The following is a 14,794-nucleotide window of genomic DNA, read 5'->3' on the forward strand; positions in this document are numbered from 1 at the left end:
CGCCGCGACGCGGTGGCCAATGCACTCCTGCACCGCTACAGCCCCACGCTCTTCCCGCTGGAGGATGCCGCGCGCCAGTATCGCGGCATGACCCTGCTGGAACTGGCCCGTGAAAGCCTCGGCAATGCGGGGGTGAACACGCGGGGCCTGTCGCGCGACGAGGTGGCGACGCGCGCGCTGCATTCCACCTCGGACTTCCCCGAGATCCTGTCGGCCGTCACCAACAAGACGCTGCGGCAGGCCTATGACGCCTATCCCCGCACCTTCGCGCTCTTCTGTCGCCAGGTGCTGGCGACCGACTTCAAGTCCATGCACCGCGTCCAGCTGGGCGAGGCGCCGCAACTGCTGGAAGTGGGCGAAAGCGGCGAGTTCAAGCGCGGCACGCTTGGCGAGAGCAAGGAGAGCTACCGCGTGAAGACCTATGGTCGCGTGGTCGCGATCACCCGGCAGGTGCTGATCAACGACGATCTCGACGCCTTCACCCGGATCCCGGCGATGTACGGCAACTCCATCGCCCAGCTGGAAAGCGACGTGGTCTGGGGCATCATCACCGCTAACCCGGCGATGGCGGACGGCAACGCGCTGTTCCACACCACCCACAAGAACCTCGCAGGCACCGGTGCCGCGCTGGATGTGGCGAGTGTCGGCGCGGCCCGGGCGGCGATGGCGCTGCAGACCGGGCTCGACAAGAAGACGGTGCTGAACATCCGGCCCGCCTTCCTGATCGTGCCCGCGGCCCTTGAACTGAAGGCCGAGCAGCTGATCGCGCAGAACCTCGTCCCCGCCGACAGTGCCAAGGTGGTGCCGCAGTCGATCCGCACGCTGTCGCCCATCAGCGAGCCGCGCCTCGACGCGGCCAGCGCCACCTCCTGGTATCTGGCGGCCTCGCCCAACCAGATCGACACCATCGAGTATGCCTATCTCGAGGGGCAGCAGGGCGCCTACATCGAGACCCGCAACGGCTTCGACGTCGACGGGGTCGAAATCAAGTGCCGCCTCGACTTCGGCGCCAAGGCCATCGACTGGCGCGGCCTCTACAAGAACCCGGGCGCGTAAGGTCAGAACAACCCGTAGAGATCGCGCCGCCCATGAACGGCGCGGACGATCTCGATGTCGTCACCGTCGATCCGGTAGAGCAGCAGGTAGGACCCGCTGACCAGATAGCGCAGCCCGGGGCGGATATCGTCCCGGGCCGGGCCAATCTGCGGATTATCCGCCAGATGCGAAGCAACCTCGTCCAGCCTGTCGAGGACACGGTCGGCAGCGGACGGATCGTCCTCGGCGATGTGCGTCCAGATATCGATCAGGTCTTCGCGGGCCGCCCGCGTGAAGAAGATCCGCGGCATGCGTGTCAGGACGCGCTTCTGCGGTTCCGGGCCTCGCGCTTGATATCGGCCATGGTCGTGCCCGGCTCGGCGCGGCCGCTGGCGATCCCGGCATCCCAGAGTTCACCCACGACCCGCCGCGCCCGCCACTCGCGCAGCGCCTCGCGGACCACTTCGCTCGACGAGGCATAGGCGCCGCTGCCCACCGCCTCCTGCAGCAGTGCGGCATGCTCGTCGGTGATGGAAATGCTGATCTTTCCGGCCATGTCCGATCCTCCTGCCGCCAAGGTAGGAAAAATTCGCACCACGCGCAACTGTCACCAGAAGGGAAATCCCCATGAAGAACTACGTCCAACCGGGCAACACCATCACCCTGACCGCACCCTATGCCGTCGCATCGGGCGATGGCCTGCTCGTCGGTGCTATCTTCGGCGTCGCCACTGGCTCTGCCGCCCTTGGCGAGTCCGTCGAGGCCGCGCTCACCGGCGTCTACGATCTGAAGAAGGTCGCCTCGCAAGCCTGGGCGGCAGGCGACAAGGTCTATTGGGACAACACCGCATGGGAAGCGACCAAGACCACCACCTCGAACACCCTGATCAGCGTGGCCGTGGTCGCGGTGGCGGGCGGAGCAGCCGACACCATCGGCCGGGTGCGCCTGAACGGCGCCTTCTGATCGAGCCTAGATGGCGACGAGATACCGAGCCCGGAGTTCCGCGAGATGTGACGTCAGCCAAGCCGGCCCGGCTTGCGCCCAGGTTTCCCAGAGCTCCGGATAGCTCATGGCGACGAAACTCGGACCCGCGCCCGCGACCCGTTCGGCGAAAGCAGCGATTTCGGCGCGATGTGCCGCAAACTCGGGGCAAGCATCGGGGTTCTGCGGCTCCCAGAACAGATAGAGGAGCGTCGTGGGGCCGTCCCGGAACGTGTGCGCCAGACCGAAGGCGTGCTTGATCAGTTGGGCCGCATCCAGCCAGACATAGCTGTCGGGCGCGGACATCAGACGGATCATCTCGCGGAAATAACCATGATCGCGCCTGCCGTCGCGGATTTGCTCGGCATAGGCAGGCGAGAAGGCGGCGCGGTGTCTGACAAGGTACTCGGTCAGTTTGGACTCGATGCCGACCACCCCGGTCGGGCCTGAAAGCAGAACATCGAGGTTCGGGGATCGTCCGCCCCGCAGGCCAGTCGGGCATTTCCGCTCGAACTGGAGTTGATCGAAGGCCGCGCCGCCTGGCATCGCCAGATCACCGATGCGACGGCGGAAGGGTGCAAAGCAGTTCACGGCAAGTGCAGACGAGGAATGCGCCGCCCGGAATTTGGTCTGAAGCTCGTTGCCGTCGCCCGCGCTGAGATCGGCCTCGAAGTCCTCGGGCAGGACCATCGGCAGCAGGTTGCCCTTGAAATCTGCGGCATAGCCGTTGTCGTCGATCAACCCGTCAGGACGCTGACGGGCCAGTGCCCTTCTGAGGGCGACAAGCGCTCGGGTGCGAACGGGGCTTTGGGAAATGGAAACAAGTGTCATGGAGGGCAGCATAACCGTGAACGCATTTGCATCCACAGTAGATTTGCTCTTCGCCGATCCGAACATCGGCCGGGACGCGGTCTACATCGCCGATGGCGGCGCGCCCAAGCTGGTGCGCGTCGTTGCCCGGCGCGCCGATGCGATCACCGACTTCGGCGACGCGCGGCTCTGGTCCGAAACCACGCGCATCGACCTGCGCGTGGCCGAGGTGCAAGCCCCGCGCCCCGGCGACCGCATCGAGATCGACGGCGACGCCTTCCTCATCCAGGGCGAGCCCGTTCGCGACCGCGAGCGGCTGGTCTGGACCGTCGATCTGAGGGTCGCATGAAACAGAAGCTCGACATTGATCCCGACATCGTCGCGATGATGGCGGCCGAGGTCGCGGCGGGCGAGCGGGCCGTGTCGGCGGCGATCCGCGAGGCCGGGACAGGGCTGAAGGCCGCCTGGCGGCTGCAGATCACCGGCGCGGGGCTGGGGGCGCGGCTTGCCCGCACCATCCGGTCGGAGCAGTTCCCCAAGGCTACGCCCAGCCTCAACGCAGCGGCCGTGGTCTGGTCCAACGCCCCGGTCATCATCGGCGCCCACGACACGGGCCCGCTGATCCGGTCGAAAAGCGGCTTCTGGCTGGCGATCCCTACACCCGCCGCAGGCAAATCCTTGCGGGGCGGTCGGATCACGCCCGCCGAATGGGAACGCCGCACCGGTCTGCGCCTGCGGTTCATCTATCGGCGGAGGGGTCCAAGCCTGCTGGTGGCGGAGGGGCGGTTGAACACGAAGGGCCGCGCGGTGGCGTCGCGTTCAAAGACCGGCAGGGGACTCGTAACCGCGCCGATCTTCCTGCTGGTGCCGCAGGTCAAGCTGCCGAAGCGGCTGGACCTCGCGCGGGATGCTGCGAGGGCGCACGATGCTGTGCCGGGGCTGATCGTGGCGAACTGGGTGGAGGGCAAGGTGTGATCACCATCCGCCCATCAGTAGCCTGCCTCGCGCTGATGGCGCACGGCCAAGACGACCGCCGTCTCGCCGTCGAACCGATAGAGCGACACATAGCCACTGTCGCCAAAGGTGATGAACCACTCGCGGAATTCCGGATCCATGTCCTCGACCGGCCGCCCGGCACCGGGCTGATCGCGCAGGATGTTCATGCCTTCGCGGATGGATTTGGCCGCACGGCGGGCGGCCTCAGGATTCTTGTCGGCAAGGAAGCGATAGAGCCGCTCGACATCCCGCAGGGCTGCGGGCGACCAGATCAGTCGTGGCATTCGGGAGCAGCCGCCGCTTCGCCTGCTTCCAGCTTGGCAAGCCAGGCATCGGCTTCGTCATGGGTGACGTGCTTGCCGGTCGCCTGATACTCTTCCCAAGCCTGAAGCCCGGCCTGCCGGAACGCTTCCCGCTTCTCCTCGCGATCGACGAACTGCGCCACGGCCTCACGCAGCATCCAATGGGTGGAGCGGTCCTTTGCATCCGCCAACCGTTTGAGGCGGTCACGGGTATCCTGATCGAGCTTCACGGCGATGGGGCGGACGGCGTTCATGGGTACGGCTCCGGGTGAGTATTCATGGGTATTACCTTTAGCATATCGCTGACTGTCGCAGAAGTCACAATTGAGCCAAGGGCCACCGAATGCCAACTTCTCGCGAAACCATCCTCACCGCGCTGCATGCGCGGCTCTCGGGGCTGCCCGCGACCGCCCTGCGCGGTGACGTGCTGCCCGAGCGCGTGCCCGCCGCTGGCCTCCTGATCCTGCGCGACGGCGAGCCGGGGGAGCCGGAAGTGACGCTGTCGCCGCTGCGCTACCACTACCAGCACCGGGCCGAGATCGAGGCGGTCGTGCAGGGTGCTGCCTGTGATGCCGCCTTCGACACGCTCTGCGCCAGCATCGGCGCGGCGCTCACCGCTGACCGCACGCTGGGCGGGCTCTGCGACTGGGTGGAGGCGGAAGCGCCGCGCCCGGTCGATCTGCTGGTCGAAGGTGCCGCCAGCCTGAAGGCGGCGGTGATCGCGGTCGTCCTGCACTACACCACGGCCGATCCTCTGGCCTGACCCCTCTTACGACAGGAGAACACTATGGCACGAGCCCATGGGGCGCGGGCGCAGATGGCGCTTGCGTTCGAGTCCGTCTACGGCACCGCGCCCGCCACGGGCTATCGGACGGTGCCCTTCGCCAGCACCACGCTCGGCTCCGAGCAGCCGCTGATCTCCTCGGAACTGCTGGGCCAGGGGCGAGACCCGCTGGCTCCGATCAAGGACGCGGTCACCGCCGATGGCGATGTCGTGGTGCCGATCGATGTCGAGAACCTTGGGCTGTGGCTGAAGGCGGCCTTCACGCATGACGGCCGCGAGGTCGAGTTCCGTCTTGTCTCGGTGGCCGATGCGGAAGCGCGCGGGATCGAGGCGGTGCGCCAGGACCGTGCGGCCTACGATCTGCCGCCCGGGGAGCCCCGGCCCGCGAGCCTTGCAAGCCCCGTCGTCTTCGGTACGCCGGAGGTGGTGATGCTGGACCTGCCGCAGATCAGCGAGGACCAGCCCGCCCATCGCCCCCTGATCGCCGCCCATGCCAGCCCCTGGCCCGGCGAGATCGCGGTGTTCCGCAGTCCATCCATCGATGGGTTTTCGTTGCTGACGACCTTTGGCAGTCGGGCCCGGATCGGCACGCTGGCCTTCGACGTCTTTCCGGGGCCCACCTCGCGCTTCGATCTGGGCAATGCGCTGGTTGTCGATCTTCTGTCGGGGACGCTGGAAAGCGTAACGGACGTCGCCCTATTCGGCGGGGCCAATGCGCTTGCTGTCGAGAGTGCCGCTGGCCAGTGGGAGATCGTGCAGGCGGGCGCGGGCGAACTGATCGCGCCGGGCAGGTACCGGCTCACCCGCCTGCTGCGTGGTCAGCGCGGGACGGAGCACGCCATGGGCAACCCGGCCGCAGCTGGGGCGCGTGTCGTGGTACTGGATACGACGCTAGCCCCGCTCCCCATCGCCGAAGCTGACCTCGGCCTGCCGTGGAACTGGCGGGTCGGCCCGGCCGCCCGCGCTGTCACCGATGACAGTTATGCCGCGCTGGGCTTCACCCCGACTGGGCGCGGCCTCGTGCCCTTCGCGCCGGTCCATGTCGAACAGCCGTGGCGCATGGCGCGCAACCCGGGCGATCTGACCATCCGTTGGACGCGCCGATCCCGCGCACTGGTCGCTGATGCCTGGGAGCAGGTCGAGGTGCCGCTGGCCGAGGACCTGGAAAGCTACGATGTGCAGATCCTCGACGGGACGACCGTCAAGCGCACGCTGACCAGCAGCACCACTGCTGTCCTCTACACCGCCGCCCAGCAAAGTGCCGATTGGGGAGCGCCCCTCGGTCCCGGCCAGACGCTGGCGATCCGCATCTACCAGCTCTCGAACCGCCTCGGGCGCGGCACTCCTGCGACCGCGACCCTTCAGTTCTGACAGGATTTCCGATGTCCGACACCACGACCCATCTGGGCCTGCCCTACCTTATGGCGGCACAGGCGCAGAAGCATGTCACCCATAACGAGGCGCTGCGCCTGCTCGATGCCATGGTGCAGCTTTCCGTTCTGGACCGCACCCGCACTACATCGCCCGCGAGCCCCGCGGACGGCAACCGGCACCTCGTGGCCTCCGGCGCGACCGGCCTCTGGGCCGGGTGGGACTTGAACATCGCTTTCTGGATCGACGGGGCATGGATCCGGCTGGTGCCTCGCATCGGCTGGCTCACTTGGGTCGCGGCCGAAGGCCTGTTCCTCGTCTGGACCGGCAGCACCTGGGAGGTGGTGGGCGAGCCGCGCGACGTGTCGGACGCGGTCTTCAGCCTGGTGAACGACGCGGATCCGACGAAGAAGGCGACCTTCTCTCTAGCGGGGATCACAACGGGAACTACGCGCAGCTTCACCTTGCCGAACACATCGTCCGAACTGGCGATCCTAGCGGGCACCCAGACCTTTACCGGGAACAAGACCTTCTCGGGCACGCTGACGGCGTCGGGAACGGTGACGACATCCGGGGCTACGGCGACCATCGGCACGTCCACCGGCACCGCAACCTACGGCATGGGGACAGGTGCCACGACCACCGGCGTCACCAAGACCGTGAACCTCGGCACAGGTGGCGCGTCCGGGTCGACCACGGTCGTCAACATCGGCTCGGCCACCGCCGGCGCGGGCGGCACGACGGTGGTGAACACGCCCACGGTCACTTTCGCCAATGCCGTGACACAGGTTGGTATGCCGCAGGCGAACCTGACCGCGCAGCTCTTGGGTCTCGGCGGGGCGACGGCCGACAGCTGCAACCGGCTGTCGGTGAACACCCCGGCCGTCCTCCTGAACAACGCAGGCGCGGGTATCGAGGCGACGGTGAACAAGGCCGCCCCGGCGAACGACGCCGCCTTCGCCTTCAAGACCGGCTTCTCCGCTCGCGCGCTGATCGGGTTGCTCGGCAACGACGATTTCAGCTTCAAGGTCAGCCCGGACGGGTCGGCCTTTTACGACGCGATCCGGATCGACCGCACAAGCGGCCAGGTTGAACTGCCGCAGCCCACGCTCCTGCCGGGGCTTGCCGCAGCGCCGTCGCCACCACCAGCAGGCAAGGCCTCGGTCTATGCACGCAGCCGCGCCGGAGCGCCATGGATAGACGTCATGCGCCCCTCCGGCCGGGACTTTCCCCTGCAGCCGCACTTCGGGGTGAACCGGATCGCCAACTGGGCGCCTTCGACCGGCACGACGATCACCACCGAAGGCCTGCCGATCACCTCGGTCGGCACCGTCTCACACCCAACACTCGCCGCGACGAACCTCGCCGCCTCGATGCGTCGCTGGCGGCTGACGTCGGCGGCCGTCGTGGACTCGGTGGCCGACCAGCGATCCGCAGGTTGGGCGTGCTGGCGCGGCAACGCGGCAGGCCCCGGCGGCTGGACACTCGTTACGCGGGTTTCGCTGACGACGCTGCAGGCGACCGGGATGGGGTTCTTCGGCCTCTACGGCTCTACCGCCGCGCTGGCCACCACCCTGACGCTGGCCGCCGTAGTGAACTGCATCGGCATCGGCTTCCAGCGCGGCACGCACACCCGGTGGCAGCTGGTCGCGAACGACGGCACCGGGGCGCCGACTCTGACCGACATGGGGGCGAGTTTCGCCATCGCCACGGGTGGGGTGGTGACCCTGTTCATCGCCGCGCCGCCCAACGGCAGCTCTGTCTGGGTGCGCGTCGTCGACGAGGTTTCCGGCGCGGTCTTCGAGCAGGAGATCACCGCCGATCTGCCAGCTGCGACGCAGTTCCTCTCACCTCGGCTGTTCATGAACACCGGCGCGACCGCCGCCGCCGTCGCCTACGATTGCGCAGGGGTCTACCTCGAGACGGATTACTGAGCACGCGAAGGCTCTGCTTTTAGCAAAACCAGGCCGGGCCATGGGCCTGCAGGAAACGTCAGACGCCTTGACCGCAGCGCATGTCCCGGCCTGGTTTGTGGATTCACGCTGTCAACGAACGGCGGCGAGTCGCTGCCCCCTGATGGTGGCACGAAGCCCCATTCCCTGTCGCGCCCGGAAATGGGCACAATTGTGCACCTATCACGGTTGGGAGTCCTTGCTCGAAACGTCGCTCTTCACCACGGTGTTGGCGTACGGATCATCGGTACCATCACAGGGCCTTCGCTCCCTCTTGCAGGTAGGTCACCTCAAAAGCCCTCACTTGCCGAAAGCTTTGATGCCTGTTGGCCGGGCTGAACCCGTTGTTCAGGTCTGCTCTCTGGAACACGTCGAGTCCCCGGTCGAGCAGTATCTTCCAGCCAGAGTCTGTCACGAGGTGCCGGGCGTGGATCGTGCTCGTCCCGTCAAAGGCCCAGCTGAACTCCACGCCCAGCGGTGCAATCCCGTCCCGGATTTGCTCGAGATAGCCCGTCTGGCGCTCGATGTCGTCCGAGTCTGGGGCGGTGATGAGCCGGAACTGGACGTCCTCCCCGTCCGGCTTGCGTAATCCCTGAGGTGTCGAGCGGCTTGCCATCGGCCCAGATGCGGCCGATGCCGGTGATCTCGCCCTCGGCCAATGCCACGGCGAAAGACGCATAATAGAGATATTCGGTGGTCTCGACCTTTGGCCCGCCGCCCTTGCCGCCTCCCTGACGGTTGGTGCGGGTCTCTTCGCGGAAATCCGTGGCCCAGACGATATTCCCGCCCATGCGCATCCGGCCGAAGACGCGTGGAATGACCGCACCCTCGGTCGAGGCGGTGATGCGCAGATTGTCGAGCCGCGCCCCCTCGATGCGCTGGGTCGGGGCGAGGGAGGACACGATCCAGCTGTCCACGGCCGCGCCGATGGTGGAGCCGATCATGCCGCCGATGGCGGCGCCGGAAAACCCGAGAATCGCGCCCCCGAAGCCGCCGCCAATCGTGGCGCCGACCGAGGCCAGAACTAAGGTTGCCATTCAGGAAAACCTCAGGAGTCAGGAAACAGAAAGGCGAAAGCGATGCGGCGGCGCCAGGCTTGTGTCAGGGGTTCTTCGATCACGCCCAGCCGCTCATAGGCATGGATGAAGCGGCACGGCGCGGTCAGGATGCCGACATGCTTGGCGATGGCGCCGGTGCGCATGCGGAAGAGCACGAGGGCACCGGGCATGGCGTCGCGCGGATCGATCTCGATCATCATCCGCCGCGCCCCCTCGGTCAGCACCTCGCGGCTGCCCGTCTCGCGCCAGTCGCGGCTATAGGGCGGGATCGGAAAGGGCTCGTCGCCCACGACTTCCCGCCAGACGCCGCGCGCCAACCCGAGGCAGTCGCAACCGACGCCTTTGAGGCTGGCCTGGTCGTGATAGGGTGTGCCGAGCCACCCGCGCGCGGCAGCGATGATGCGGTCCGGATCGACGGCGGTCTGCACGCGGATCACAGCACGCCTCCGTCATGACCACCGTCCGATGAGGCATAGCGCAGAATCGTGTCCTGCCCGGGGATATGCGGAAAGCCCCGGAAGTTGACCACATTCCCGAATTTTGCGCCGCAGGTGGCGATGCGCTTGTCGCAACCCGCTCGGACGGTGAAACCGTCGCCCGCGCCAATCGCCCGGATCGGCGCTTCCAGCAGCGTCAGGACGGCAATGCCATCGCTGCGGTCATGCGCCAGCACCTCCGCGCGGCGACCGGCATTGGGGCCAGTGGTCCAGTCCAGCCACCCGAAGCGGAACCAGCCGGGAGCGAAGCCGCCCAGACCCGAGGCGGTGAAGGCGCGGTCGCGGAGGCTGTCGACGGCGGTGCCGGTGCCCCGATAGGCCGGATCCTCCAAATCGACACCGCAGCGGGCATCGCCCAGCGCGGCGTCGCAGCTGGCCTGAAACGTCCGGCCGACGGTCTGCCCGAGAACATGGGACATCGAGCGGATCTCGGCCACGAAGGCATGCCGCCCGCGCCGGATCTGGCCGATGGCGCCGCGCCGCATCAGCACCCGCTGTGCAGGACTGGCCCAGTTCACCCGCCAGAGTTCGACCTCGGCATTGTCCCAGCGCCCGTCCAGAATATCCGCCTCGGTGATCCGGTCGGAGCGCAGCGCGCCCGCCGCGTCCTGGGCATCGACCGAGAGATCGGCACCGGAGCGGATCTCGCTGGCGGTCAGCCCGCTTTCCGGTTCGAATTCGGTGCCGTCGAAGGTCAGCGCCCGATCATGATCGGTGAAGCCGAGGGCGATGCCATCGGCGCGGGTGATGCGCCAGCACCAGGCCAATGTGGTGGTGCCGCTGTCCAGATGCACCTGAAAGTCAGGCGGGATTGTCTTCATCGCCGGATCTCCAGCAGGGGAATGGAGGTGATGGAACCGAGGCGCTCGATATCCAGCGTGACGTCCAGCACATCGCTGTCGAAGCGCACCGGTACGTCGAATTCGTACCCGGCGGTGATGGCGATGCCGGTGGATGGTGCAGTGTCGAAGCTGATCAGACCGGTCTTGTGATCGACCGACCAGCCGGAGCCCTGCGACACGCCGTTCAGGGCGATCTGGACGGTGCCCGCGACGGGCTTGCTGATCGTTCGCGTCCAAGACTGGCCGCCAGAGGTGTAGCGCTTTGCCAGCTGGAACGCGGTCGCGACGCCATCGCCGGTGCCGATCTGCTGGTCGGTGGGAGACGGTGCCTGTGAGGGCAGACATGACCGATGATCGGCCCAGTCCTTGAAGCGAAAGCCATAGAGCCGCCCGTTCCGCGCCTCAAAGAAGGCGACGTTTGCCGCCAGATCGTCGGCGCGGCGGATGCCGTAGCTGACATCATAGCGGCGGCGCGAATTGGCCCAGCTCGCGTTGCGTTCCTCGTCGCCCGAGGCCAGTTCGACGATCTGGGTGCGCCGCTCCGGTCCGCCGCGCGCGCCGCGGCTGATATTTTCCGGAAACCGGACCTCGTGGAATGCCATTTTGCAAGAACCCTTGTATCAGAGACCGCGTCGGCCGAGCGAGACGGCACGGGCAATATCGGCGGCGATCTGGGTGCGGGACTGCCGAAAACTCTCGGCGTCGCGGGCATTGATGTTGACCGTGACGCCGTGGCCGTAATCCTGCGCCTCGCGGCGCGACAGCACCCGTTCTCCACGTTGCAGGATCGCAGGCACCTCGTCATGGCGCAGGCCGACCATGCCGCCGCTATGCATGCGCGGTGCCCCGGCAAAGGCATATGCCGGAACCATGCGCGAGGGCGAGCCCGTGCCAACCATGCCGCCCGTGTGCATGATGCTGGCAAAGATTCCGCCTGCGCCGCCCAGCGCGCCCGAAAGCGCATTGGCAATCGGCCCGAGCAGGAAGCGTCGCGCGGCCAGCTTCGAGAGATCGGCCAGCAGCGAGGTGACCAGATCGCGGAAATCGAGCTTGCCGGTCTTCACGAATTCCCCGACCGCGTTCTCGGCGCTCTGAAACGCCCCGACCAGCGCCTGGCCGATATCGGCACCGATGTCCTTTGCTTTCTTGGCATAATCCGACAGGGCCTCGGTGACGGCCTTCCAGCCGGTGGCCGTGGCTTCGGTTGAGGGTTTTGCTTCTTCGGCAGCCGCCTTGCCTGCGGCCCCGGCCTCCTTGGCTGCCGCACCCGCGCCGGTGGCGGCGGTTTCCACCCCGCTCAACGCATCCTCATAACGCCCGGCGGCTTCTGTCGCCACGTCCAGCGCCGCGCCACCGGCATCATCTTCGCCGCCCGACATCGCGGCGCGCAGCGCCTCCATGGCCGGTCCGACACCATCGAAAGCCGAGGCGCGGCTGGAACTTGCCCTGTCGCGATAGCGACCTGCCATATGCGCCGAATTGCTGGCCGCATGTTCCAGCATCGACGCCCGGCCCAGCGCTTCGAAGACGTCGATGCGGGTGTCAGATCCGATCTCTTCGGCCACCTTGTTGAAGGTGGGCGCGATCATCCCCAGAAAATCCGCCCATTTCCCGGCGAGAAAGGCCATCAACCGGGTCCAGATCGCCTCGATCTCCGATTGCATGGCCCGGAAATCATCCGCGAAGGACATGGCCGTCACCTTGATGCCGTCCCAGACGGCCTTGGCCACATCGCCCATCAGCGCCATGGCATTGCCGAAGCCGCCCGCGCCCTTGACCAGTCTCGTGAATTGATAGACCAGTTCCCCCGCCCCAACGATCAGGGCGCCGATACCGGTCCGGATCAGCGCCCCGCGCAGCACCACCAATGCGGTGGCGAGGCCCCGGACCGAGAGTGCCGCCGCTGCCAGACCTGCCACCCAGCGCCCGGCCATGAAGGCGGCGAAGGTTGCGGCGTAGGTCGACAGCCTGCCGATCTGGTCGAAGAGGGCAGAGATCGCCATCCCCAGCGGCCCGGTGCGGCTGGCCAGCGCCGCCATGGCATCGGCGACGGCCTCCAAGGCCGGGGCTGCAGCCACCGCCAGCTGGTTCGATAGCCCGCGCCAGACGAGGCCCAGCCGGGAAATAGCGTCATTCGTCCGTTCGATCCTGTCGGCGTCCTGTTCCGAGACCACGACACCGAAGGCCCGCACATCCTCGGTCGCCTGGCGCAATGTAGCGGTGTCGATGCGCGCCATCGCAATCGAACCTTCCTCGCCGAAGAGTTGCCCGGCGACGGCCGCGCGCTGGGCCACCGGCACGAAGGCTTCGATGGCGGCATTGATCGCCCCGACGCGCTGGTCCAGTGGCAGGGCCAGCAACTCGCCTGCCGTCAGGCCCAGCCGTTCCAGCGCATCTGCCGCAGGACCGCCGCCCGCCGCCGCCTGGCTCAGTCGTCGCGTTAGATCCTTGGTCGCCTGTTCGATGCCGGACATCGACACGCCCGCCAGTTCCCCGGCGCGCTCCAGCGTCTGGATCGAGGCGACCGTGGTGCCGAGCGATTGGGCGAGCTTCGCCTGCGCATCCACCGTTTGAAGGCCGGACCGCACAATGGCAATGCCAGCGGCCGTGGCGGCGGTGACCGCAGCGGCAGCAGCCACGCCGACCTTCCGCGTGAACCCGGCCATGCGGGCATTGGCGGCCTCCATCTCGCGCGAGAGCCGCCCGAAGCCGCGCGATCCCGCCTCGCCGACACCTTCCAGCTCGGCGCGCACCTGCCGCCCGCCCACCGCCGCGAGGCGGACGCTCACACGTTTCTCTGCCATGAAGGGATTCCTTGATCTTCTCCGATACGCGTCTTACATTCGTCGCATCGATCAATGATGGGTATGACAATGGCCGAGACCGCGACCCTGTCCACGAAATTCCAGATCTCCATCCCCAAGGCAATCCGCGCCGCCCAGCACTGGGAGGCCGGGCTGACCTTTGCCTTCATCCCGAAAGGGACAGGGGTGCTTTTGGTGCCCGTTCCCGAGCGCGAGGCATTGCGCGGGCTGGCGAAGGGTGCCAATGCCGAAGGTTATCGCGATCGCAAGGACCGCCACTGAATGATCCTTGTCGATACCTCTGCCTGGATCGAATGGCTGATCGCCTCGCCGACCGGCGACAAGCTGGCCGATCATCTGCCCGAGCAGGCCGACTGGCTGGTGCCGACCATGGTGCAGCTGGAATTGGCGAAATGGCTGACCCGCGAGATCGGCGAGGACAAGGCCGATCAGGTTATTGCCTTTACCCAGATCTGTCAGATCGTGACTCTCGACACCGAAACCGCGTTGGCAGCGGCCGAAGCCTGCCGCGCCCACAAGCTGGCCACGGCCGATGCCATCATCTTCGCCACGGCACAGGCGCATGGCGCGCAATTGCTGACCTGCGACGCGCATTTCGACGGGCTGCCGGGCGTCATGCTGGTTCCCAAAGTCAAAAGCTGATTGCGCCGGATCCGTTCGCGGCCATCTGTTCGTTCATCTTCCGCACCATCACCGCCTCAATGATGGGCAAAAGCTCAGCCGCTGCCGGGGCCGGGATGCCCAGCGCCGCCGCCAGACCCAGCGCGGCGTTCATATCCCAGCCGATCACTGCGCCCGGCAGCACCCGCAGCTGCCCGCCAAGCCGCCCGACCAGATCCCAGACCTGCCAGCCCTCGAATGTCAGCGGCTGGTTTGCGCGGCCCGGGCAGTCTTCGCAGGCTTCCTTGCAGGCCGCGCAGTAGCTGTCGCCCCAACCGAAGGACCATTCGGCGAGGGCGCGGAGACGTTTTTTTCCTGTTCCAGCAGCAGGCCCTTGGAGACATAGACCAGCTGGAACGCTTCGAAGATCGGCCAGATGTCCAGGAGCGCATCGATGGCCTCCGGGCTTGGATCGATGACATTGCCCTCGGCGTCGCCGACGCCTTCCCAGTCCAGTACCGCGCGGCGGGCCAGCGCCTTGGCGAAGATCAGCGCCCGTTCCTCGTCGCTGATCTCTTCCGGGACCGCTTCGACATCCGGATCGCTGCGGGTGGCGACCATCAGCGCCGTGGTCAGCGGGCGCAGCTGCACCCGGACACCGGGCGCCAGATCGTGCCATCGCGGTTCATTGCTCAGGTCGAGTGTCAGCATCAGTATTCCTCGCGGTCGTTGATCAGGGTT

General features: G+C 67.0%; 20 protein-coding genes and 3 pseudogenes. 10 read left to right on the forward strand and 13 right to left on the reverse strand.

Annotated elements, in window-relative coordinates:
* The coding region (locus Q5Y72_RS18675) for a prohead protease/major capsid protein fusion protein (protein WP_371930867.1) at positions 1-1,056 on the forward strand (1,056 nt) is incomplete at its 5' end.
* A gap of 2 nt (positions 1,057-1,058) precedes the next feature.
* Here Q5Y72_RS18675 and Q5Y72_RS18680 read toward each other — a convergent pair.
* Together Q5Y72_RS18680 and Q5Y72_RS18685 are read right to left on the reverse strand one after the other, a co-directional pair.
* The gene (locus Q5Y72_RS18680; RefSeq protein ID WP_305964916.1) at positions 1,059-1,346 is read right to left on the reverse strand and encodes a type II toxin-antitoxin system RelE/ParE family toxin; all 288 of its coding nucleotides are present in this window, start codon (positions 1,344-1,346) and stop codon (positions 1,059-1,061) included.
* Between the two features lie 5 nt (positions 1,347-1,351).
* Complete coding sequence (locus tag Q5Y72_RS18685; RefSeq protein WP_305964917.1) at positions 1,352-1,591, reverse strand: ribbon-helix-helix domain-containing protein; 240 nt, start codon at positions 1,589-1,591, stop codon at positions 1,352-1,354.
* Positions 1,592-1,662: 71 nt separating this feature from the next.
* On the opposite strand from Q5Y72_RS18685, the gene Q5Y72_RS18690 reads away from it, so the two are divergent.
* On the forward strand, positions 1,663-1,998 hold the full coding sequence (locus tag Q5Y72_RS18690) for a DUF2190 family protein (RefSeq protein ID WP_305964918.1): 336 nt from the start codon (positions 1,663-1,665) through the stop codon (positions 1,996-1,998).
* 6 nt (positions 1,999-2,004) lie between these two features.
* Here the strand turns inward: Q5Y72_RS18690 and Q5Y72_RS18695 are convergent, their stop codons facing one another.
* Entirely contained in the window at positions 2,005-2,847 is an 843-nt protein-coding gene (locus Q5Y72_RS18695; RefSeq protein ID WP_305964919.1) for a PGN_0703 family putative restriction endonuclease, read from the reverse strand.
* Here Q5Y72_RS18695 and Q5Y72_RS18700 point away from each other — a divergent pair.
* A complete protein-coding gene (locus Q5Y72_RS18700; protein ID WP_255683875.1) occupies positions 2,846-3,175 on the forward strand; it encodes a head-tail joining protein in 330 nt (109 codons plus the stop codon). The two genes, Q5Y72_RS18695 and Q5Y72_RS18700, sit on opposite strands and share 2 nt — an antisense overlap.
* Positions 3,172-3,801 (forward strand): DUF6441 family protein, encoded by a 630-nt coding sequence (locus Q5Y72_RS18705; protein WP_305964920.1) that lies wholly within the window; start codon positions 3,172-3,174, stop codon positions 3,799-3,801. The genes Q5Y72_RS18700 and Q5Y72_RS18705 overlap by 4 nt, the downstream gene beginning before the upstream one ends.
* A 14-nt stretch (positions 3,802-3,815) precedes the next feature.
* On the opposite strand, the gene Q5Y72_RS18710 is transcribed toward Q5Y72_RS18705, so the two are convergent.
* Positions 3,816-4,106 (reverse strand): type II toxin-antitoxin system RelE/ParE family toxin, encoded by a 291-nt coding sequence (locus Q5Y72_RS18710; protein ID WP_305964921.1) that lies wholly within the window; start codon positions 4,104-4,106, stop codon positions 3,816-3,818.
* Complete coding sequence (locus Q5Y72_RS18715) at positions 4,094-4,378, reverse strand: CopG family ribbon-helix-helix protein (protein WP_305964922.1); 285 nt, start codon at positions 4,376-4,378, stop codon at positions 4,094-4,096. The genes Q5Y72_RS18710 and Q5Y72_RS18715 overlap by 13 nt, the downstream gene beginning before the upstream one ends.
* A gap of 89 nt (positions 4,379-4,467) precedes the next feature.
* Here Q5Y72_RS18715 and Q5Y72_RS18720 point away from each other — a divergent pair, with 89 nt between their 5' ends.
* The 4 genes and pseudogenes from Q5Y72_RS18720 (at position 4,468) to Q5Y72_RS18730 (ending at position 8,213) form a co-directional block, all read left to right on the forward strand.
* Positions 4,468-4,887 (forward strand): acyl-CoA transferase, encoded by a 420-nt coding sequence (locus Q5Y72_RS18720; RefSeq protein WP_305964923.1) that lies wholly within the window; start codon positions 4,468-4,470, stop codon positions 4,885-4,887.
* 24 nt (positions 4,888-4,911) lie between these two features.
* Positions 4,912-5,160: pseudogene (locus tag Q5Y72_RS19990) on the forward strand (phage tail tube protein); the annotation flags it as partial.
* 12 nt (positions 5,161-5,172) lie between these two features.
* Positions 5,173-6,279: pseudogene (locus tag Q5Y72_RS18725) on the forward strand (GTA baseplate fiber-binding domain-containing protein); the annotation flags it as partial.
* An 11-nt stretch (positions 6,280-6,290) separates the two neighbouring features.
* Positions 6,291-8,213, forward strand: coding sequence for a DUF2793 domain-containing protein (locus Q5Y72_RS18730; protein ID WP_305964925.1), 1,923 nt, complete (start codon positions 6,291-6,293; stop codon positions 8,211-8,213).
* Between the two features lie 271 nt (positions 8,214-8,484).
* Here the strand turns inward: Q5Y72_RS18730 and Q5Y72_RS18735 are convergent, their stop codons facing one another.
* From Q5Y72_RS18735 to Q5Y72_RS18760, 6 genes and pseudogenes are all read right to left on the reverse strand, one after another.
* Entirely contained in the window at positions 8,485-8,910 is a 426-nt protein-coding gene (locus tag Q5Y72_RS18735; protein ID WP_371930868.1) for an MIT C-terminal domain-containing protein, read from the reverse strand.
* Positions 8,816-9,268: pseudogene (locus tag Q5Y72_RS18740) on the reverse strand (baseplate multidomain protein megatron); the annotation flags it as partial. The gene Q5Y72_RS18735 and the pseudogene Q5Y72_RS18740, both read right to left, overlap by 95 nt.
* A gap of 11 nt (positions 9,269-9,279) precedes the next feature.
* On the reverse strand, positions 9,280-9,726 hold the full coding sequence (locus Q5Y72_RS18745) for an NlpC/P60 family protein (protein ID WP_305964927.1): 447 nt from the start codon (positions 9,724-9,726) through the stop codon (positions 9,280-9,282).
* Positions 9,723-10,607, reverse strand: coding sequence for a phage/gene transfer agent baseplate hub protein (locus Q5Y72_RS18750; protein WP_305964928.1), 885 nt, complete (start codon positions 10,605-10,607; stop codon positions 9,723-9,725). The genes Q5Y72_RS18745 and Q5Y72_RS18750 overlap by 4 nt, the downstream gene beginning before the upstream one ends.
* Entirely contained in the window at positions 10,604-11,230 is a 627-nt protein-coding gene (locus Q5Y72_RS18755) for a DUF2460 domain-containing protein (RefSeq protein WP_305964929.1), read from the reverse strand. Before Q5Y72_RS18755 ends, Q5Y72_RS18750 begins: the two co-directional genes overlap by 4 nt.
* 18 nt (positions 11,231-11,248) lie before the next feature.
* Positions 11,249-13,432, reverse strand: coding sequence for a phage tail tape measure C-terminal domain-containing protein (locus tag Q5Y72_RS18760; protein ID WP_305964930.1), 2,184 nt, complete (start codon positions 13,430-13,432; stop codon positions 11,249-11,251).
* A gap of 54 nt (positions 13,433-13,486) precedes the next feature.
* Between Q5Y72_RS18760 and Q5Y72_RS18765 the strand changes: the two genes are divergently transcribed.
* Together Q5Y72_RS18765 and Q5Y72_RS18770 are read left to right on the forward strand one after the other, a co-directional pair.
* Positions 13,487-13,714 (forward strand): AbrB/MazE/SpoVT family DNA-binding domain-containing protein, encoded by a 228-nt coding sequence (locus Q5Y72_RS18765; RefSeq protein WP_305964931.1) that lies wholly within the window; start codon positions 13,487-13,489, stop codon positions 13,712-13,714.
* Positions 13,715-14,095 carry a type II toxin-antitoxin system VapC family toxin gene (locus Q5Y72_RS18770; RefSeq protein WP_305964932.1) on the forward strand — a complete coding sequence of 127 codons (381 nt, stop codon included), beginning with the start codon at positions 13,715-13,717 and terminating at the stop codon, positions 14,093-14,095.
* Here the strand turns inward: Q5Y72_RS18770 and Q5Y72_RS18775 are convergent.
* Together Q5Y72_RS18775 and Q5Y72_RS18780 are read right to left on the reverse strand one after the other, a co-directional pair.
* Positions 14,085-14,258, reverse strand: coding sequence for a DUF7697 family protein (locus Q5Y72_RS18775; RefSeq protein WP_305964933.1), 174 nt, complete (start codon positions 14,256-14,258; stop codon positions 14,085-14,087). The two genes, Q5Y72_RS18770 and Q5Y72_RS18775, sit on opposite strands and share 11 nt — an antisense overlap.
* Positions 14,259-14,314: 56 nt before the next feature.
* The gene (locus Q5Y72_RS18780; RefSeq protein WP_305964934.1) at positions 14,315-14,764 is read right to left on the reverse strand and encodes a phage-derived protein YdaY family protein; all 450 of its coding nucleotides are present in this window, start codon (positions 14,762-14,764) and stop codon (positions 14,315-14,317) included.
* Between the last annotated feature and the right edge of the window lie 30 nt (positions 14,765-14,794).

It is taken from the genome of Paracoccus spongiarum (genome assembly GCF_030732095.1).
In the GTDB taxonomy this organism is placed as follows: Bacteria; Pseudomonadota; Alphaproteobacteria; order Rhodobacterales; family Rhodobacteraceae; genus Paracoccus; species Paracoccus spongiarum.